Annotated in this window: 14 protein-coding genes; 3 read left to right on the forward strand and 11 right to left on the reverse strand. The window is 67.6% G+C overall.

Translation table 11 applies throughout. The annotated features are described in order from the left end of the window. Nucleotides 1-225: 225 nt before the first annotated feature. Nucleotides 226-2,337, reverse strand: coding sequence for an ATP-dependent helicase (locus tag VAR608DRAFT_RS35350; RefSeq protein WP_088958294.1), 2,112 nt, complete (start codon nucleotides 2,335-2,337; stop codon nucleotides 226-228). A gap of 213 nt (nucleotides 2,338-2,550) precedes the next feature. On the opposite strand from VAR608DRAFT_RS35350, the gene corA reads away from it, so the two are divergent. Next, nucleotides 2,551-3,537: a magnesium/cobalt transporter CorA gene (gene corA / locus VAR608DRAFT_RS35355; RefSeq protein ID WP_088958295.1), complete on the forward strand. Its 987-nt coding sequence runs from the start codon at nucleotides 2,551-2,553 to the stop codon at nucleotides 3,535-3,537. Nucleotides 3,538-3,741: 204 nt separating this feature from the next. Here corA and VAR608DRAFT_RS35360 read toward each other — a convergent pair whose 3' ends face one another. The 10 genes from VAR608DRAFT_RS35360 to VAR608DRAFT_RS35405 all read right to left on the reverse strand — a co-directional run bounded on the left by VAR608DRAFT_RS35360 (nucleotide 3,742) and on the right by VAR608DRAFT_RS35405 (nucleotide 14,964). Continuing rightward, nucleotides 3,742-4,518: a 5'-methylthioadenosine/adenosylhomocysteine nucleosidase gene (locus VAR608DRAFT_RS35360; protein WP_088958296.1), complete on the reverse strand. Its 777-nt coding sequence runs from the start codon at nucleotides 4,516-4,518 to the stop codon at nucleotides 3,742-3,744. 7 nt (nucleotides 4,519-4,525) lie between these two features. Further along, nucleotides 4,526-6,154 carry an ABC transporter substrate-binding protein gene (locus VAR608DRAFT_RS35365; protein WP_088958297.1) on the reverse strand — a complete coding sequence of 543 codons (1,629 nt, stop codon included), beginning with the start codon at nucleotides 6,152-6,154 and terminating at the stop codon, nucleotides 4,526-4,528. A gap of 14 nt (nucleotides 6,155-6,168) precedes the next feature. Beyond that, nucleotides 6,169-7,197 carry a dipeptide ABC transporter ATP-binding protein gene (locus VAR608DRAFT_RS35370; RefSeq protein WP_088958298.1) on the reverse strand — a complete coding sequence of 343 codons (1,029 nt, stop codon included), beginning with the start codon at nucleotides 7,195-7,197 and terminating at the stop codon, nucleotides 6,169-6,171. Then, entirely contained in the window at nucleotides 7,194-8,213 is a 1,020-nt protein-coding gene (locus VAR608DRAFT_RS35375) for an ABC transporter ATP-binding protein (RefSeq protein WP_088958299.1), read from the reverse strand. The genes VAR608DRAFT_RS35370 and VAR608DRAFT_RS35375 overlap by 4 nt, the downstream gene beginning before the upstream one ends. Before the next feature lie 2 nt (nucleotides 8,214-8,215). After that, nucleotides 8,216-9,109, reverse strand: coding sequence for an ABC transporter permease subunit (locus VAR608DRAFT_RS35380; protein ID WP_088958300.1), 894 nt, complete (start codon nucleotides 9,107-9,109; stop codon nucleotides 8,216-8,218). Further along, entirely contained in the window at nucleotides 9,106-10,116 is a 1,011-nt protein-coding gene (locus VAR608DRAFT_RS35385; RefSeq protein WP_088958301.1) for an ABC transporter permease subunit, read from the reverse strand. The genes VAR608DRAFT_RS35380 and VAR608DRAFT_RS35385 overlap by 4 nt, the downstream gene beginning before the upstream one ends. 50 nt (nucleotides 10,117-10,166) lie before the next feature. After that, on the reverse strand, nucleotides 10,167-11,843 hold the full coding sequence (locus VAR608DRAFT_RS35390) for a long-chain-fatty-acid--CoA ligase (RefSeq protein ID WP_088958302.1): 1,677 nt from the start codon (nucleotides 11,841-11,843) through the stop codon (nucleotides 10,167-10,169). Between the two features lie 114 nt (nucleotides 11,844-11,957). Beyond that, complete coding sequence (locus tag VAR608DRAFT_RS35395) at nucleotides 11,958-13,445, reverse strand: NAD(P)(+) transhydrogenase (Re/Si-specific) subunit beta (RefSeq protein WP_088958303.1); 1,488 nt, start codon at nucleotides 13,443-13,445, stop codon at nucleotides 11,958-11,960. 1 nt (nucleotide 13,446) lies between these two features. After that, nucleotides 13,447-13,797 (reverse strand): NAD(P) transhydrogenase subunit alpha, encoded by a 351-nt coding sequence (locus VAR608DRAFT_RS35400; protein WP_088954359.1) that lies wholly within the window; start codon nucleotides 13,795-13,797, stop codon nucleotides 13,447-13,449. A gap of 24 nt (nucleotides 13,798-13,821) precedes the next feature. Then, nucleotides 13,822-14,964 carry a Re/Si-specific NAD(P)(+) transhydrogenase subunit alpha gene (locus tag VAR608DRAFT_RS35405; protein WP_088958304.1) on the reverse strand — a complete coding sequence of 381 codons (1,143 nt, stop codon included), beginning with the start codon at nucleotides 14,962-14,964 and terminating at the stop codon, nucleotides 13,822-13,824. 267 nt (nucleotides 14,965-15,231) lie between these two features. Between VAR608DRAFT_RS35405 and VAR608DRAFT_RS35410 the strand changes: the two genes are divergently transcribed. Further along, nucleotides 15,232-15,975, forward strand: coding sequence for a response regulator transcription factor (locus VAR608DRAFT_RS35410; protein WP_088958305.1), 744 nt, complete (start codon nucleotides 15,232-15,234; stop codon nucleotides 15,973-15,975). Further along, nucleotides 15,972-18,374: a CHASE2 domain-containing protein gene (locus tag VAR608DRAFT_RS35415; protein WP_088958306.1), complete on the forward strand. Its 2,403-nt coding sequence runs from the start codon at nucleotides 15,972-15,974 to the stop codon at nucleotides 18,372-18,374. The genes VAR608DRAFT_RS35410 and VAR608DRAFT_RS35415 overlap by 4 nt, the downstream gene beginning before the upstream one ends. The last annotated feature ends 2 nt before the right edge of the window (nucleotides 18,375-18,376 follow it).

Below are 18,376 nucleotides of genomic sequence, written 5' to 3' on the forward strand. Positions count from 1 at the left end.
AGCAAATGCGGGAAGGTCGGTTCACTATGCCCACGCTGTCATCGAATTGCAATCCCTTCGCCACATATGCTTGATCCAGGTCTAGTTCATGGCATGAAATCGCTATGAAATCGATAGCGGAAGAGCTCGACGGCGCAGGCGATTGCAGCTCATCCGGAACGACGTCCGAGGTGTCAAGACGGGGGAAACACGACCACGCCGAGCGAAGGGCCGCGCGCCCCTGCGTCACCGCCAGGCGGCGCGCATGCGGCTCAGGAGATCGATCGTGGCGGCGGGCGGTGGCACGTGCGGCGCGCGCGGCGGCGGGGGCGGCCAGGTCTGCTGATCGAAGCGCTGTGCGTCGGCCGCCGTGATGAAGCGCGTACGGCCCGCGTACAGATGCCGGTCGCCGCGCGCCGCCTGCTGCGTCACGTAGAAGCGCTGCGGCACCAGCAGATGCAGGTGGTCGCGCGCCCGCGTCATGGCCACGTACAGCAGCCGCCGCTCTTCCTCGAGCTCCTGCGCGCCCTGCGCCACATCGGCGGGTATGCAGCCGTCGACGACGTTCAGGACGTGCACCGAGGTCCACTCCTGCCCCTTGGCGGAATGGATGGTGGAAAGGATCAGGTAGTCCTCGTCGAGCAGCGGCGGGCCGGGCCGGTCGCTGGTGGCTTCGGGCGGGTCGAGCGTCAGCTCGGTGAGAAAACGCTCGCGCGATGCGTAGCCGGCCGCCAGCCGCGCGAGCTGCTCGACGTCGCCGCGCCGCACGCCCGAGTCGTCGTAGAGCCGCTCCAGATGCGGCAGGTACCACGCGAGCGCGATCTCCATGTCGGCGGGCCACGAGAGCGCAGGCTGGCGCAGCGCGCCATAGGCGTCAGCGAAGCGCGCCCATTCGGCCTGCGCCTGCGAAGGCGGCACGAAAGAGCGCACCACCTCGCCCGGATCGGCCGCGGTGTCCATGGCATCGAGCAGCCGTGTGGACGTGACCGGACCGATGCCCGGGATCAGCTGGGTGACCCGGAACCCGGCCATGCGCCCGCGCGGGTTCTGTGCAAAGCGCAGCACCGCGAGCAGGTCCTTGACGTGGGCCGCCTCGAGGAACTTGAGCCCGCCGTACTTGACGAACGGGATGTTGCGCCGGGCCAGCTCCAGCTCCAGCGCCGCACTGTGCGTGGACGTCCGGAACAGCACGGCCTGCGACTTGAGCGCAAGCCCGCCCTCGCGGTGCGCGAGCACGCGGTCGGCCACCCACGTCGCCTGCGCCGCCTCGTCCGCCACCAGCACCAGTTGCGACCGGCCGGCGGACGGCTTGTCGGTCCAGAGCGTCTTGGCGTGCCGTTCCGCGGCGGCGGCGATCACGGCGTTCGACACATCGAGGATCGGCTGCGTCGAACGGTAGTTGCGCTCGAGCGTGACGATGCGCGCCGGCTGGCTGAAGTGCTCAGGAAAATCGAGGATGTTCCGCACCGTTGCGCCGCGAAACGAGTAGATCGATTGCGCATCGTCGCCCACCACCGTGACGCCGCGTCCGTCGGGCTTGAGCGCACGCAGGATGGCGGCCTGGAGCAGGTTGGTGTCCTGGTACTCGTCCACCAGCACGTGGTCGAAGCGCTCGCCGAGCTGCCGCGCCAAGGTGGGCTCGGCCATCATTTCGGCCCAGTACAGCAGCAGGTCGTCGTAATCGAGCACATGCTGTTGCTGCTTGGCCTCGACGTAGGCGCCGAAGAGCCGCTTGAGTTCGGCCTCCCATTCGGCGCACCACGGGAACGCCTGCTTGAGCACGTCCGCGAGCGGAGCCCGCGTGTTGACGGTGCGCGAATAGATCGAGACGCAGGTGCCCTTCAGCGGAAAGCGCCGGGTGGAAGTCGAAAGCCCCAGGTCGTTGCGCACCAGGCCCATCAGGTCCTCGGCGTCGCCGCGGTCGTGGATGGTGAAGTTCTCGTCAAGGCCGATCTGCGCCGCGTACTCGCGCAAGAGGCGCGCGCCCACGCCATGGAAGGTGCCGGCCCACGGCAGCGCCGGCGGGGATTGGGACGGCAGCCCGAGCACGCGCACCAGCACCTGGCCGGCGCGGCGTTCCATTTCCTGCGCGGCGCGGCGCGAGAAGGTCAGGAGGAGCAAGCGCTGCGGATCGGCGCCACGGGCGATCAGGTGCGCCACCCGGTGCGCCAGCGTGCTGGTCTTGCCCGAACCGGCGCCGGCGATCACGAGCAGGGGCCGCTCGTCCTGCGCGGCGTCGCCGACGGCCGCGTCCCGCCCATGCTGCACGGCCGCACGCTGCGCGTCGTTGAGCTGGGCGAGCGCTTCGCCGAGCCGCTCTTCGGGGCTGTTCAGGAGAGGGGTCGCAACGCTCGGCATCGAGCGCAACTGTACTGGATGTTTATCCAGATTCAGCACGACCGTGGTCACGACCCGATGACATAATCGCGCCTCGCTGCAAAACCGGAGCTTTTCGATGGAAATCGTCCCGTCTCGGCAGCTTTCACTCCCCTTCTGACGCCCCTGCGGCGAGGGGGATTGAAAGCGCCCCACCCACTCGCCATACCGCCAGACTTTCCAAGGGAGTGAGCCATGCTCAACATCTTCACGCTCGCCAATGGCCGCCTCGTCCAGGAAGAGATCGAGGCGCTGGAGGAGCTGTCCAAGTTCCAGCCGATCTGGGTCGATCTCGAATCGCCGACCCTGGAGGAAAAGCGCTGGATCAAGCAGTATTACGGCCTGTCCATCCCCGAGGACGCGATGGACGAGGACATCGAGGAGTCCGCGCGCTTCTATGAGGAAGACAACGGCGAGCTCCACATCCGCAGCGACTTCCTGATCGACGACGCCGAGAACCCGCGTTCCGTCCGCGTCGCCTTCATCCTCAACCAGCACAACATCGAGCTGCGCAGCCGCGGCGTGCTGTTCTCGATCCACGACGAGGACGTGCCGGTGTTCCGCCTCGTGCGCATGCGCGCGCGCCGTGCGCCGGGCTTGATCGAGGACGCGAAGGAAGTGCTGCTCAAGCTCTTCGACGCCGACGCCGAGTACTCGGCCGACACGCTCGAGAACATCTATGACGAACTCGAGAACGCCGGCAAGAAGGTGCTGTCGGGCAACGTCAGCGACGAATTGGCCGGCGAGGTGCTCGGCCTGATCGCCCGGCAGGAAGACCTGAACGGCCGCATCCGCCGCAACGTGATGGACACCCGCCGCGCAGTGAGCTTCATGATGCGCAGCCGCATGCTCAATGCCGAGCAGTTCGAAGAGGCGCGGCAGATCCTGCGCGACATCGAATCGCTGGACAACCACACGGCCTTCCTCTTCGACAAGATCAACTTCCTGATGGATGCGACCGTCGGTTTCATCAACATCAACCAGAACAAGACCATCAAGATCTTCTCGGTCGCGAGCGTGGCGCTTTTGCCGCCGACGCTGATCGCCAGCGTCTACGGCATGAACTTCAAGTTCATGCCGGAACTCGAGTGGAGCTTCGGCTACGAGTTCGCGATCGCCCTGATGGTCGCGAGCGCGCTGGTGCCGATGTGGTACTTCCGCCGAAGGGGCTGGCTGAAATAGCCCACCCCCGTTGCTTGCTCACTTCGTGTAGCCGCCTCCCCCCTCGAGGGGGCTGAGCCCGCACACAAAAGGTCCGGTGGACCTTTTGCGGCTGGCGAAGGGCCGGGCCACTGGCCCGGCGCGGCCTGCAAGGCCTACCCGGCGGCCCGGCAAAGCCGGTTCCGCGGGTGCACTGGAACAGCGTGGCTCGGATGGGCCTGATTTTTATTCCTGCGAGAGAGTCGCGAGCCAGGCGCTGACGAGGGCGAGGCTGTAGCGGCTCGCGACCGACGCGACGAAGCGCGTGAAGTCGCCGTGCGCTGCGTCGTCGGCGCGATCGGAGATGGTCCGCACCGCCGCGAAGGGCACGCCGAAGTCGTGGCACACCTGCGCGACCGCCGCGCCCTCCATTTCCACCGCCAAGGCATCGGGCAAGGCGAGGCGCAGCGCTTCGCTTTCGGCGAGGGTCGAGACGAAGCGATCGCCGCTGATCAGGAGGCCTCGATGGACCTTCGGTGCCGCGAGCGCAAAGTCGTCGGCCACCTTCTCGCCGAGCAGCGTCACCGGATCGGACAGCACGTCGGCGGCCACGGTGGCCAGCGCGTCGCTGATCTCCGTGTCGGCCGCGAAGCGCGCATGGCCAGTCAGCGGCACCTCGTATTTCGGAAAGATCGGCGAGGCGTCGAGGTCGTGCTGAAGCAGCTTGGTCGCGACCACCACGTCGCCCACTTCCACGCCCGGCGCCAATCCTCCGGCGACCCCGGTGAACACGATCGCTCGTGCGCCGAAGCGCTCCAGCAGCACCGCCGCGGTCGTCGCCGCCGCCACCTTGCCGATGCGCGACAGCACCGCGACGATGAGCTGGCCCTGCAGGTGCCCGACCCAGAAGTCGCGTCCGCCGACCTGGATGCGCTGTTCGTCCGGCATCTGCGCGAGCAATGCACCCAGCTCCTCGTGCATCGCCGAGACGATCGCGATCGGTCGCGGCGGCGAGTCCGCCATCAGAGGATCACTGCGACTGCTTGATATCGACGCCATAGAAAGTGTGGCGGGCGAAGGGGCTGAGCTTGTAGTCGATGACTTCCCTGCGCACCGGGCCGATCTGCACCGCATGCGCGATGGTGTACCAGGGCGCCTGTTCCTTGAAGATGACCTGGGCCTTCTTGTAGAGCGCGTCGCGGTCGGCCTGCTTGGTCACGGTCTTGGCCTTCAGCACCAGGTCCTCGTACGGCTGGTAGCAGAACTTCGCCACGTTGCCGCCGTTCGTCTGCGCCGACGCGCAGCCCAGCAGCGTGTAGAGGAAGTTGTCCGGGTCGCCGTTGTCGCCGGTCCATCCGAGCATGCCCATCTGGTGCTCGCCGTTCTGCATGCGCTTGCGGTATTCGCCCCATTCGAAGGACTTGATCTCGGCCTTGACGCCGATCTTCGCGAGGTCGGCCTGCATCAGCTCGGCGATGCGCTTGGCGTTCGGGTTGTAGGGACGCTGCACCGGCATGGCCCACAGGTCGGTGGTGAAGCCGTCGGGATAGCCGGCCTGCGCGAGCAGCTTCTTCGCGGCTTCGGGGTCGTAGGCGTCGTCCTTGATCGCATCGTTGTACGACCAGATCGTCGGCGGGATCGGATTCTTCGCCGCGACGCCCGTGCTCAGGTAGACGCCGTCGATGATCGCCTTCTTGTTGATCGCCATGTTGAGCGCCTTGCGCACGCGCACGTCGTCGAAGGGCTTCTTCTGCGTGTTGTAGGCGAGATAACCGACGTTGAGGCCCGGCTGCTCCAGCACCGTCACGTTCGGGTCCTTGCGGATCGCGTCGAGATCGGCCGGGTTCGGGTAGGGCATGACGTGGCATTCGCCCTTCTGCAGCTTGGCCCAGCGCACCGAGGCATCGGGCGTGATGGCGAACACGAGGTCATCGATCTTCGCCTTGCCGCCCCAGTACTGCGGGAAGGCCTTGAAGCGGATGATCGCGTCCTTCTGGTACTGCACGAGATAGAACGGCCCGGTGCCGATCGGGTCCTGGTCGATCTTCTCGGGCGTGCCGGCCTTGAGCATCGCGATGGCGTACTCCTTCGACTGGATGCCGGCGTAGGGCATCGCGAGGTTGGAGAGGAAGGGCGCTTCGGGCTTGTTGAGCACGAACTTCACGGTGTAGTCGTCGACACGCTCGACGGCCTTCAGCAGCTTGGGCATGCCCATGTCGTTGAAGTAGGAGTGGTTCGGGCTCGTGACCCTGTAGTAGGGGTCGTCTTCCTTCCACTGGCGCTCCACCATGAAGATCACGTCGTCGGCGTTGAAGTCGCGCGTGGGCTTGAAGCTCTTGGCGGTGTTGTGCCACTTGACCCCCTTGCGCAGCTTGAAGGTGTATTCGAGGCCGTCGGGCGAGATGGTCCAGCTCTCGGCAAGGCCGGGGACGACCTTGGTGCCGCCGCGCTCGAACTCGACGAGGTTGTTGTAGACCTGCGTGGTGGCGTCGAACGAGGTGCCCGTCGTGTTCACCGCCGCATAGAAGTTCTCGGGACTGCCCTCGGAGCAATAGACCAGCGTCTTCGCCGACGCGGCGCCGCAGGCCAGCGCGAGCGCGGTCGGCGCCAGCAGCGAGGCGGCGCGCAGACGGCGCGAGAGTTTGGAGGTGTGGGACATGAGGCTCGGCTCCTTCAGGGTTGAGCCCGCACAACGGCGGACGGGGGATGATCGGCGCGATCGGCGTGATGCTCGGCCGCACCATCCAGGAACTTCTCGGCATGGTGGCAGGCCACCAGACGATCGTCGAGCAGGCGCGGCAGCGGACGCTCGATGCGGCAACGCTCGGTGGCGTGCGCGCAGCGCGTGTTGAACACGCAGCCCGGCGGCGGCGCGAGCGGCGAAGGCAGCTCGCCCTTGAGCACGATGCGGCCCCCGCCCAGGCCCGGCGTCGACGCCAGCAGCGCCTGCGTGTAGGGATGAAGCGGCCGCGCGAAGATGCGCGCCTTGGGGCCCTGCTCGACCGCATGGCCGAGGTACATCACCAGCACGTCGTGCGCGATGTGCCGCACCACGCCGAGGTCGTGCGAGATGAAGAGATACGACAGGCCCAGCTCCGCCTGCAGGTCCGCGAGCAGGTTCAGCACCTGCGCCTGGATCGAGACATCGAGCGCCGACACCGGCTCGTCGGCCACCACCAGTTGCGGTCCGAGCATGAGCGCGCGCGCGATCGCGATGCGCTGGCGCTGTCCGCCGGAGAACATGTGCGGATAGCGGTTCGCGTATTCGGGCCTGAGGCCGACGCGGGCGAGCATCTCGCGCGCCTTCGCGGCGCGCTCCGCCTTGCCGAGCGTGGTGTTGATCGCGAGCGGGTCCTCGAGCACGGCCGCGATCTTCTTGCGCGGATTGAGCGAGCCGTAGGGGTTCTGGAACACCAGCTGCACCGCGCGCCGCAGCTCGCGCTTGCGCTCGGCGGGCGGATGGACCGCATCGGTGCCCACCAGCGTGAGCGCGCCGGCGGTGGGCTGCTCGATCAGCGCCACCATGCGCGCGAGCGTCGACTTGCCGCAGCCCGATTCGCCGACCACCGCGAGCGTGCGGCCCTTCTCCAGCTTGAAGGAGATGCTGCCGACGGCCTGCAGATGCGCCGGTGCGTGGAACAGCCCGCGCCGCACGGTGTAGACGCGCTGCAGGTCCCTCGCCTCGACCACCACCTCGCTCATCGGACGAACTCCACGACCTGGCCGCCATCGCGCAGGCGGTGCGCGTCCCGTTCTGGATCGCCGAGCGGATAGTGGCAGCGCACCTGCCCGCCGAGCCATTCGCGCAGCTCGGGCCGCACGGCATGCGAATGCGGCGTGGCATAGGCGCAGCGCGGTGCGAACAGGCAGCCGGCGGGCCGGTCATGCACGCCCGGCACCACGCCGGCGATGGTGGCGAGGCGCTCTTCGCCGACCGCGCGCTCGGGCAATGCGGCGAGCAGTGCGGCGGTATACGGGTGCTGCGGCATCGCGAAGAGCTCGTCCACGCCGCGCTCTTCCATCAACTGGCCGGCATACATCACGGCCACGCGCTGTGCCATCTCGCTGACCACGCCCATGTTGTGCGTGATCAGCACGAGGCCCATGCCGCGCTCCTTCTGCAGCGTGCGCAGCAGGTCGAGTATCTGCGCCTGGATCGTCACGTCGAGCGCGGTGGTCGGCTCGTCGGCGATCAGGAGGCGCGGGTTGCAGGCGATCGCCATCGCGATCATCACGCGCTGGTTCATGCCGCCCGACAGTTGGTGCGGATAGCTGCCGAGCCGCGACGACGCGGCCGGGATGCCGACCTGCTCGAGCAGCTCGATCGCGCGCTTCTTCGCTTCGCGCTTGCGAAGGCGCAGGTGCAGCCGCAGCGTTTCCATGAGCTGCCAGCCGATCGTGAAGCAGGGGTTGAGGCTGGTCGTCGGCTCCTGGAAGATCATCGCGATGTCCTTGCCGACGAGGCCGCGCCGCGCCTTGTCCGAAATGCCGAGCAGGTCGTGCCCCGCGAAGCGCAGATGCTGCGCACGCACCTGGCCGGGCCAGCCGATCAGGCCCATCAGCGCCATCATCGTGACGCTCTTGCCCGAGCCCGATTCGCCGACGATGCCGAGCACTTCGCCTTCTTCGAGCCGCAGGCTCACGCCATCGACCGCGTGCAAGGTGCCGCCTTGCGAGGGGAACTCCACATGGAGATCGCGGATGTCGAGCAGTGCCATGGCTATCGCTTCAGTTTGGGATCGAGCGCGTCGCGCAGGCCGTCGCCCAGCAGGTTGAAGGCGAGCACGGCCGCGAGGATTGCAAGGCCCGGGAAGGTGACGACCCACCACGCGCGCAGCACGAACTCGCGCGCGTCGGCGAGCATGGTTCCCCATTCGGGCGAAGGCGGCTGCGCGCCCAGGCCGAGGAAGCCCAGTGCCGCCGCATCGAGGATCGCGGTCGACACGCCCAGCGATGCCTGCACGATCAGCGGCGCGGCGCAATTGGGCAGCACTTCGCTGAACATCAGGCGCAAGGTGCCGGCGCCGCTCAGGCGCGCGGCGGTGACGTAGTCGCGCGAGACCTCGGAGATGACCGCCGCGCGCGTGAGGCGCACGTAGTGCGGCAGCACCACGATCGCGACCGCGAGCATCGCGTTGATGAGCCCCGGGCCGAGGATCGCGACGATCACGATCGCGAGCAGCAGGCTCGGCAGCGTGAGGATCACGTCCATCAACCGCATGATCGCGATCTCGAGCACGCCGCGGAAAAAGCCGGCGACCATGCCGAGCGTGATGCCGACGGCGACCGAGATCGCCACCACCGCGACACCGATCGACAGCGACAGCCGCGCGCCGTACATCAGCCGCGAGAGCAGGTCGCGGCCGATGGCGTCGGTGCCGAGCAGATGCGCCGCGGAGCCACCCGCCTGCCAGGCCGGCGGCAGGAGGAAGGCGCTGCTGTCGGTCTGGTTGGGCGCATGCGGTGCGATCCACGGTGCGAACAGCGCCACCAGCAGCAGGAACGCGATCACCCCGAGCCCGATCACCGCGCCACGATTGGCCGAGAACGAAATCCAGAACTCGCGCCACGGCCCGGGCGGCGCGCTCTTGCGGGAAGCAACAACTGCGCTCATCGTGCCTGCCTGATACGTGGATTGATGAGGCCGTACGCCAGGTCGACGAGCACGTTGACCAGCATCACGATCACGCCGAGTAGCAGCATGCCGCCCTGCAGCACCGGATAGTCGCGGCGCGCGATGGCCTCGATGAGCCACTTGCCCACGCCCGGCCACGAGAAGATCGTCTCGGTCAGGATCGCGCCGGTGAAGAGCACGCCGACCTGCAAGCCGATCACCGTCACCACCGGGATCAGCGCGTTGCGCAGCGCATGCACGCCGACCACGCGCAACGGCGCGAGGCCCTTGGCGCGCGCGGTGCGGATGTAGTCCTCGCCCAGCACTTCGAGCATGGCCGAGCGCGTCATGCGCGCGATCACCGCGAGCGTGTTGGTGCCCAGCACGATGGCCGGCAGGATCAGGTGCTGCAGCGCCGAGAGAAAGGCGCCCTTGTCGTCCGACAGCAGCGAATCGATCAGCAGGAAGCCGGTGACCGGCTCGATGTAGTACTGCACCGCGATGCGGCCCGACACCGGCGTCCAGCCGAGCTGCACCGAGAAGAACAGGATCAGCAGCAGCCCCCACCAGAAGATCGGCATCGAATAGCCGGTGAGCGAGGTCGCCATCACGCCGTGATCGAACACCGAGTTGCGCTTGACCGCCGCGACGATGCCCGCCGGAATGCCCAGCAGCAGCGCGAACAGCACCGCGCAGATCGCGAGCTCGACGGTGGCCGGGAACAGCGCGAGGAATTCGCTCATCACCGGCTCCTGCGTGATCACCGACTTGCCGAGATCGCCGTGCAGCACGCGCCCGATGTAGATGCCGTATTGGGTGAGAAGCGGCTTGTCGAGCCCGTATTCCTTCAGCAGCACGGCGTGGCGCGCAGCGTCGATGCCGCGCTCGCCGGCGAGCGTCTCAATCGGGTCGCCGGGGACCAGCCGGATCAGGAAAAAGGCGAGCAAGGTCATGCCGATGAAGGTCGGCACGAGCAGGCTCGCACGCGTGAGGACGAATCGAAACATTCGTCATCAATATGCAAGAGCGATGCCGGGTTCGGTCCCCGGCGGAACCCTTATTTCTTGTCGCGCAGCTCGCGGCGCAGGATCTTGCCGACCGGCGTCTTGGGCAGGTCGGTGCGGAACTCGATCACGCGCGGCCGCTTGTAGCCGGTGAGGTTGTCGTGGCAGAACGCGCGCACCTCGGCTTCGGTGAGATCGGGGTTCTTCTTCACGATCACGAGCTTCACCGCCTCGCCGGTCTTCTCGTCGGGGATGCCGACCGCCGCGCATTCGAGCACACCGGGAATCAGCGCGACCACGTCCTCGACCTCGTTCGGATACACATTGAAGCCCGACACCAGGATCATGTCCTTCTTGCGATCGACGATCTTGAAATAGCCGCGCTCATCGACCACCGCGACGTCGCCGGTCTTGAAGTAGCCGTCGGCGGTCATGACCTTGGCCGTCTCGTCGGGACGTTGCCAGTAGCCGGCCATGACCTGCGGCCCCTTCACCGCCAGTTCGCCGGACTGGCCGGGCGCGACTTCGTTGCCCTCGTCGTCGACCAGCTTCACATAGGTGCTCGGCAGCGGCACCCCGATGGTGCCGGTGTAGGCGGTGCTGGTGGTCGGGTTGCAGGTGACCGACGGCGAGGTCTCGGAAAGACCGTAGCCTTCGCAGATCGGGCAGCCGGTCTTCTCGAGCCACAGCTTGGCGACCGCGCCCTGCACCGCCATGCCGCCGCCGACCGAGACCTTCAGGTTCTTCCAGTTGACGGTGTTGAAGTCGGGATGGTTCGCGAGCCCGTTGAAGAGCGTGTTGACCGCCGGGAAGCTGTGGAAGGTGTGCTTCGACAGTTCCTTGAGCACCGCCGCAATGTCGCGCGGATTGGGGATGAGGATGAGCTTTCCGCCCGTGCGCATGGAAAGCATCATGCCGACCGTGAACGCGAAGATGTGATAGAGCGGCAGCGCGCAGACGCTGGTCGGCTGCTCGCCTTGCGGCACCTTCTGCATCACCGGATCGTTCCATGCCTCGGACTGCAGCACGTTCGCGATGACGTTGCGATGCAGCAGCACCGCGCCCTTCGACACACCCGTGGTGCCGCCGGTGTACTGCAGCACCGCGACGTCGTCGGGGCCGATCGCCGGCGCCTGCAGCTTGCGCGTCGCGCCCTTCTCGAGTGCGTCGTTGAAGCGCACCGCGCCCGGCAGGCTGTAGGCGGGTACCATCTTCTTCACGTTGCGCACGACGTAGTTGACGATCGCGCCCTTCAGCCAGCCGAGCCGATCGCCCATCGAGGCCAGCACGATGTGCTTGACCGGCGTGTGCGCGAGGCACTGCTGCAGCGTGGTGCCGAAGTTCTCCATCAGCACGATGGCCTTGGCGCCCGAGTCCTTGAGCTGGTGCTCGAGCTCGCGCGGGGTGTAGAGCGGATTGACGTTGACCAGGATCAGCCCCGCACGCAGCAGGCCCGCGACCGAGATCGGGTACTGCGGGCAGTTGGGCATCATGACCGCGACGCGGTCGCCCTTGGCAAGACCGATGCCCTGCAGATAGGCCGCGAACGCGCGGCTCTGGCGGTCGACCTCGGCGTAGCTCACGTCCTTGCCCATGAAGCTGTAGGCCGTCCGGTCGGCGTACCTGGTGAAGCTTTCCTCCATCAGGCCGACCAGCGACGAATAGTGCGAAGCGTCGATGTCGGCGGGCACGCCTTGCGGATAGCTTGAAAGCCAGGGGCGATCGGTCACGTTTGAAGTCTCCAGAATCTCGATACGAAAATTGCCGCTATCGTAACTTGAGGTATCCAAGCGGCACGGGCCGCAAATCTGTGCGGCCCGTTGTGGTCATGGTGGCGGGCCGCGTTATTCGATTGCCTTCGCCATGTCCTCCACCACCTTCTTCGCATCGCCGAAGACCATCATGGTCTTGTCCATGTAAAAGAGCTCGTTGTCCAGCCCCGCGTAGCCGGCGGCCATGCTTCGCTTGTTCACGATCACCGTCTTGGCCTTGTAGGCCTCCAGGATCGGCATGCCGTAGATCGGCGTGCCCTTCTGCAGCGCGGCAGGGTTCACCACGTCGTTGGCCCCCAGGATGATCGCCACGTCGGCCTGCGCGAACTCGCCGTTGATGTCCTCCATCTCGAAGACCTGGTCGTAGGGCACCTCGGCCTCGGCCAGCAGCACGTTCATGTGGCCCGGCATGCGGCCGGCCACCGGATGGATCGCGTACTTCACGGTCACGCCCTTGTGGGTGAGCTTCTCGGCCAGCTCATTGACCGCGTGCTGCGCCCGCGCCACCGCCAGGCCGTAGCCCGGCACGATGATCACGGTGTCCGCATTGCCCAGCATGTAGGCCGCGTCGTCCGCGCTGCCGCTCTTGACCGGGCGCTGCTCCTTGGCGCCGGTGCTGGCCGTGGCCGCCTCGCCGCCGAAGCCGCCCAGGATCACGTTGAAGAACGAGCGGTTCATCGCCTTGCACATGATGTAGGAGAGGATCGCGCCCGAGGAGCCCACGAGGCTCCCGGCCACGATCAGCATCGCGTTGTTCAGGCTGAAGCCGATGCCCGCGGCCGCCCAGCCCGAGTAGCTGTTGAGCATCGACACCACCACCGGCATGTCCGCCCCGCCGATCGGGATGATGATGAGCACCCCCATCACGAAGGCCAGGATCACCATCAGGAGGAAGGCGAGCCAGCTCTCGGTGGCCATGTAGACCAGGCCCAGGCCAATGGTCGCCAGGCCCAGCACCAGGTTCAGCAGGTGCTGGCCCTTGAACTGCACCGGCGCGCCCTGGAACAGGCGGAACTTGTACTTGCCCGAGAGCTTGCCGAAGGCGATGACCGAGCCGCTGAAGGTGATGGCGCCGATCGCCGCACCGAGGAACAGCTCCAGCCGGTTGCCCGTGGGGATCGCATAGCGCAGGAAGCCGTCGACGATCATCGCGCCTTCGGGCGTGCTGACCGTGCCGGCCGCCGCCACCGGCAGCGGCGTGACGCCGAAGGCCCAGGGCTCCACGACCGCCGCCACCGCGATGAACACGGCCGCCAGGCCAATCATGCTGTGGAAGAAGGCCACCAGTTCGGGCATCTGGGTCATCTCGACCGTCTTGGCGCGGTAGGCGCCGTAGCCGCCGCCGGCCACCAGCCCCAGCAGCACCCAGCCCATGCCGAGGGCCTTGCCGCCCGAGAGCTGCACGATCAGGGCGGCGGTGGTCAGGATGGCGATGGCCATGCCGACCATGCCGAAGATGTTGCCGCGGATCGAGGTGGTGGGGTGCGACAGGCCCTTGAGGGACTGGATGAAGCAGACCGAGGCGATCAGGTACAAGAGCGTGACGACGTTCATCGACATGTCAGTGGCCCTCCGCCTTGGCGGTGCTGGTGGCGCCGGCAGCGCTGGCGGCGGCCGGCTTCTTGTCCTTCTTCTTGAACATCTCGAGCATGCGGCGGGTCACCAGGAAGCCGCCGAAGACGTTCACCGCCGCAAGAGCGACTGCGAGCACGCCCATGGTCTTGCCGAGCGCCGATTCGGTCAGCGCCGCCGCCAGCATCGCGCCGACGATGACGATGGCGGAAATGGCGTTGGTCACGGCCATCAGCGGCGTGTGCAGCGCCGGCGTGACGGTCCACACCACGTGGTAGCCCACGTAGATGGCCAGCACGAAGATGATGAGGTTGATGACGGTATGGGATACGGGGTCCATGGCTTCTTCTCCTCGGAGTTCTGCTTACTTCTTCGTGACCTGGCCGTCCTGCGTCATGCGGCAGGCGGCGACGATGTCGTCCTCGAGGTCGATCTTCAGGCCGCCGTCCTTCGGCAGCACGAGCTTGAGGAAGTCGAGCACGTTACGTGCGTACAGCGATGAGGCATCGGCCGCGACGAGCGCGGGCAGGTTGGTTTCGCCCACGAGCGTGACGCCGTGCTTGATCACGGTCTTGTCCGCTTCGGTGAGCGGGCAGTTGCCGCCCGTCATTCCACCGTTCGCATCGGGCCCCTTGCCGGCGGCGATGTCGACGATGACCGCGCCCGGCTTCATGGCCTTGACCATGTCTTCGGTGACCAGCGTCGGGGCGGCGCGGCCCGGGATCAGCGCGGTGGTGACGACCACGTCGGCCAGCGCCACGCGCTTGGCGACCTCGACCTTCTGGCGATCGAGCCAGCTCTGGGGCATCGGGCGCGCATAGCCGCCGACGCCTTCGGCCGCTTCCTTCTCCTCGGCGGTCTCGTAGGGCACGTCGATGAACTTGGCGCCCAGGGATTCGACCTGTTCCTTGACCGAGGGGCGCACGTCCGAAGCCTCGATCACGGCGCCCAGGCGCTTGGCGGTGGCGATGGCCTGCAGGCCCGCCACCCCCACGCCCAGGATCACGACGCGGGCGGCCTTCACGGTGCCGGCCGCGGTCATCAGCATCGGGAAGAAGCGCTGGTACTTGTCGGCCGCCATCATGATGGCCTTGTAGCCGGCGATGTTGGCCTGCGAGGAGAGCACGTCCATGCTCTGGGCGCGCGTGGTGCGCGGGGCGGCTTCGAGTGCGAAGGAGGTCAGGCCCGCGCCGGCCAGGCGCTGCAGGCCCTGGGCGTCGAAGGGGTTGAGCATGCCGACCAGCACGGTGGCGGGCTTCATCAACGCCAGTTCCGATTCGGAGGGCGAGCGCACCTTCAGCACGATCTCGCAGCCGAAGGCGCCCGCGGCATCGGTGATCTCCGCGCCTGCGGCCTCATAGGCCGCATCGGTGACGCTGGCGATGGTGCCCGCGCCCGATTGCACTCGCACGGTATGGCCCTGCTGCACCAGTTTCTTCGCAGTTTCCGCCGTGACGGCCACTCTGGTTTCGCCTGGCGCAGTTTCGGCCGGCACGCCTATGAGCATGGGGGATCTCCTCGGGAAGCGTTGGAATTGGCGCCGAGCTTACATGAAGACGCCGCCTCGGCATCGCAGCCTTTGTCACAGCACCGACATGCCTTGCAGGGCTTGTCCTCATTGACATCGCAGCTACAAAATCGATAGCAATTTCAGCATGTGCAGCAGGCAGCCGGATGGTGAACCGCAATCGGCGCGCAATGGGTACACTGACGCTCGCGCGCCACGGACGAGACGCCGGGCCGCACCAAAACAAGATACAGGGAATGGAATGGAATGCGAATTGCAGCGCTCGACGACGAGCCGTGCCAGCTCGAACTCATCCGGCACACGATGGAAGACATTGGCCATGAGTGCCATGGCTTCACCGAGGGCAAGGTCCTGTTGCGCGATCTCCGGCAACAAAGCTACGACCTGCTGATCCTCGACTGGAGCCTGCCCGACGTGCAGGGCCCGCACGTGGTGCGATGGATCCGTCGGGACCTCAACAGCCGCATCCCGATCCTGTTCGTGACCAACCAGCGCGAAGAGCAGGACATGGTGGAGGGCCTCGCCGCCGGCGCCGACGACTTCATGGTCAAGCCGATCCGCGTCCGGGAACTGCAGGCGCGTGTCCGTGCGCTGCTGCGCCGCTCCTACCCGGCCGTGCATGGCACCGACCTGAATTTCGGCGACTACCAGTTCAGCGCTGCGACCCACACGCTCCGCATCAAGGGTCAGGCCGTCGAGCTCAGCCACCGCGAATACGACCTCGCCTTCCTGCTGTTCCAGAACATCGGCCGGCTGCTCTCGCGCGAGCACCTGCGCGAAGCCGTCTGGGGCGAGGCCAACGAACCGCCCTCCCGAACGCTCGACACCCACATCTCGCGCCTACGGCTCAAGCTCGCGCTGGTGCCAGCCAACGGCTTCCTGCTGTCGGCGGTGTACGGCCTGGGCTATCGCCTGGAGTGCACGAACGGCGATCTGCTCGATCCGTTCGGCTCGGCGCCCGCGCCCTCTCCGCCCGGTACGCCGACATGAGCAGCGCCGCCCACCGCCAGGGCGGCTCCGATCCCCGGCAAGGTCCCGGCCGCGCGGCGGCGGGGACCACCCGGCTGCACCGCTGGCTCCAGCGCCGCGGGCAGTGGATGCTGCTGGCGATCGGCCTGCTCTCGCTCGTCACCTTCCTGAGCCTGACCCAGCCGCTGCCGCGGCTCGACCGGTTTCTCCAGGACAGCGCCCGCGCGGCGCTGGCGCCGCCGCCTTCCGACGACATCGTGATCGTCGCGATCGACGAGAAAAGCCTGGCGGCGATCGGCCGCTGGCCCTGGCGGCGCGCGATCCACGCCGAACTGCTGCGCCGCATCGCCGCGCAATCGCCCAAATGCATCGGCTTGAACCTGATGCTGATCGGCCCGGACACGCACCACCCTGGCGACGACGCGGCGCTCGCGCAGGCGATGCAGAAAAGCGGCTGCGTGGTGCTGCCGATGAGCGTCGGTGCGCCGGCGCCGCAGACCCAGGCGGAGTCGCTCCCCGAACCCGCGCTCGTCGAAGCGGCCGCCGGCATCGGACATGCGCATCTCGTGATCGACCAGGACGGCGTCGTTCGGAGCGTCTACCTGCACGAAGGCTTCGCGGGCCGGATGCGCCCCCATTTCGCGCTCGCGCTGCGCGATGCGGCGCTCGGCCACGCCGCTGCAGCGCCGCCGCCGACGCCCGGTGCGACGCCGGGTCCGTGGCTGCAGAGCGACCAGCAGGCACTGCTGTTCACGCGCGGGCCGGAGCGCTTCAGGACGCTCTCGTCCATCGACGTGCTGCAAGGCAAGGTGCCGCCCGACGTGTTCCAGGGCCGGTACGTGCTGGTGGGCGCCACGGCGCCCAGCCTCGGGGACGTGCATGCCAACACCTCGCCCGACGTGCCGGGCCTGATGTCCGGCGTCGAGATCTTCGCCAATGTGCTGCAGTCGCTGACCGACGGGCGGCCGGTCGTGATCGCGACGCCCTGGCAGGACCTGCTCTTCAATCTCGGGCCGCTGGCGGTCGCGCTGCTCGGCCTGCTCTGGCTGCGGCCGCTGGGCGTGGTGGCGCTGATCGGCGCCATGCTCGCGCTCCAGCTCGGCATCCATCTCGGACGGCCGTCGATCGGCGTGCTCTTCGCGCCCGCGGCCGGCGTCGCGGGGCTGTTGCTGCTCTATCCGCTCTGGAGCCTGATGCGCCTTTCGGCCGCGGTGCGCTACCTGCGCCGCGGCACCGCCGAGATCCTGCGCGACGTGGGCCGCCGGCCGCCGGCACCGCAAAGGCGCATCGCCGGCGACTTCCTCGACCGCCAGATGGACGCCACGCGCGCGGCCGTCGACAGCATGCGCGACATGCACCGCTTCGTGCGCGACGGCATCGATCACCTGCCGGACGCGGCCATCACGCTGGACACCCGCGGCCGCGTCGTGCTTGCCAACGCTGCCGCGCTGGCCTACTGGGGGCGCGAGGCCTCCGGGATGATCGGCAGCGACGCGCACGCACTCATGGCCGACATCCGCCGCCGCACCACCGGGGCGCCGATGATGCCGCCCGGCGCGCTCGTCGCGGAGCTGCGGCCGATCAGCGGCGAAGGCGTGGATGCGCAAGGGCGCTCGCTGCTGCTGCGCTGCGTGCCCTTCTTCAACGCCGACAACGCGCACGCGGGCTGGATGATCGCGCTGGTCGACATCACCGAGATGCGTCGCGTGCAGAGCCAGCGCGACGAGGCGCTGCGCTTCATCTCGCACGACGCGCGGGAGCCCAGCGCCTCGATCCTCACCATCCTCGAACTCGCCCGCCGGCGGCCCGGGTCGCTCCCCCTCGATCGCCTGCTGGCGAGCATCGAACGCAAGGCGCGAACCGGGCTCGAGCTGGCCGACGGCTTCGTGAACCTCGCGCGCGCAGAGGCCGAGCGCTTCCGCCCCGAAGTGCTCGACCTCGCCCTGCTGGTGCAGCAGGCGATCGACGACGGCTGGGCGAATGCGCAGCAGCGCCGGGTGCGCGTGCGTCTCGTGGCCGCGCCCGACGAGGCGCTCGGCATCGCCGATCGCACGCTGCTGATGCGCGCGCTCGCCAACGTGCTGGGCAACGCGCTCAAGTACTCGCCGCAGGGGGCCGATCTCGAATGCAGCGTGCGCGAGGAAGGGCGGCACTGGCGCATCGGATTCCGCGATCACGGGCCCGGCATCCCGGTCGAGCTACAGTCGCAGCTTTTCCAGCCCTTCCACCGCCTGCATCACGAGGCGCATCCCGAAGTCCACGGCGTCGGCCTCGGACTGCTGCTGGTGCGCACCGTGGTGCAGCGACACGGCGGAACGGTCGAGATCGACAGCGCCGAGGGAGAAGGCTGCACCGTCACGCTGGTGCTGCCGAAGCCCAGCGCCGCCGAGCTCGACGCGCTGGCGCCCACCCAGGAGTAGCA

The sequence above is a fragment of the Variovorax sp. HW608 genome (assembly GCF_900090195.1).
Classification (GTDB): Bacteria; Pseudomonadota; Gammaproteobacteria; order Burkholderiales; family Burkholderiaceae_C; genus Variovorax.

Excerpts from the sequence above, each read along its gene's own strand:
- VAR608DRAFT_RS35350 (WP_088958294.1), bottom strand. The coding sequence starts at position 2,337 with ATGCCGAGCGTTGCGACCCCTCTCCTGAACAGCCCCGAAGAGCGGCTC.
- corA (WP_088958295.1), top strand. The coding sequence starts at position 2,551 with ATGCTCAACATCTTCACGCTCGCCAATGGCCGCCTCGTCCAGGAAGAG.
- VAR608DRAFT_RS35360 (WP_088958296.1), bottom strand. The coding sequence starts at position 4,518 with ATGGCGGACTCGCCGCCGCGACCGATCGCGATCGTCTCGGCGATGCAC.
- VAR608DRAFT_RS35365 (WP_088958297.1), bottom strand. The coding sequence starts at position 6,154 with ATGTCCCACACCTCCAAACTCTCGCGCCGTCTGCGCGCCGCCTCGCTG.
- VAR608DRAFT_RS35370 (WP_088958298.1), bottom strand. The coding sequence starts at position 7,197 with ATGAGCGAGGTGGTGGTCGAGGCGAGGGACCTGCAGCGCGTCTACACC.
- VAR608DRAFT_RS35375 (WP_088958299.1), bottom strand. The coding sequence starts at position 8,213 with ATGGCACTGCTCGACATCCGCGATCTCCATGTGGAGTTCCCCTCGCAA.
- VAR608DRAFT_RS35380 (WP_088958300.1), bottom strand. The coding sequence starts at position 9,109 with ATGAGCGCAGTTGTTGCTTCCCGCAAGAGCGCGCCGCCCGGGCCGTGG.
- VAR608DRAFT_RS35385 (WP_088958301.1), bottom strand. The coding sequence starts at position 10,116 with ATGTTTCGATTCGTCCTCACGCGTGCGAGCCTGCTCGTGCCGACCTTC.
- VAR608DRAFT_RS35395 (WP_088958303.1), bottom strand. The coding sequence starts at position 13,445 with ATGTCGATGAACGTCGTCACGCTCTTGTACCTGATCGCCTCGGTCTGC.
- VAR608DRAFT_RS35400 (WP_088954359.1), bottom strand. The coding sequence starts at position 13,797 with ATGGACCCCGTATCCCATACCGTCATCAACCTCATCATCTTCGTGCTG.
- VAR608DRAFT_RS35405 (WP_088958304.1), bottom strand. The coding sequence starts at position 14,964 with ATGCTCATAGGCGTGCCGGCCGAAACTGCGCCAGGCGAAACCAGAGTG.
- VAR608DRAFT_RS35410 (WP_088958305.1), top strand. The coding sequence starts at position 15,232 with ATGCGAATTGCAGCGCTCGACGACGAGCCGTGCCAGCTCGAACTCATC.
- VAR608DRAFT_RS35415 (WP_088958306.1), top strand. The coding sequence starts at position 15,972 with ATGAGCAGCGCCGCCCACCGCCAGGGCGGCTCCGATCCCCGGCAAGGT.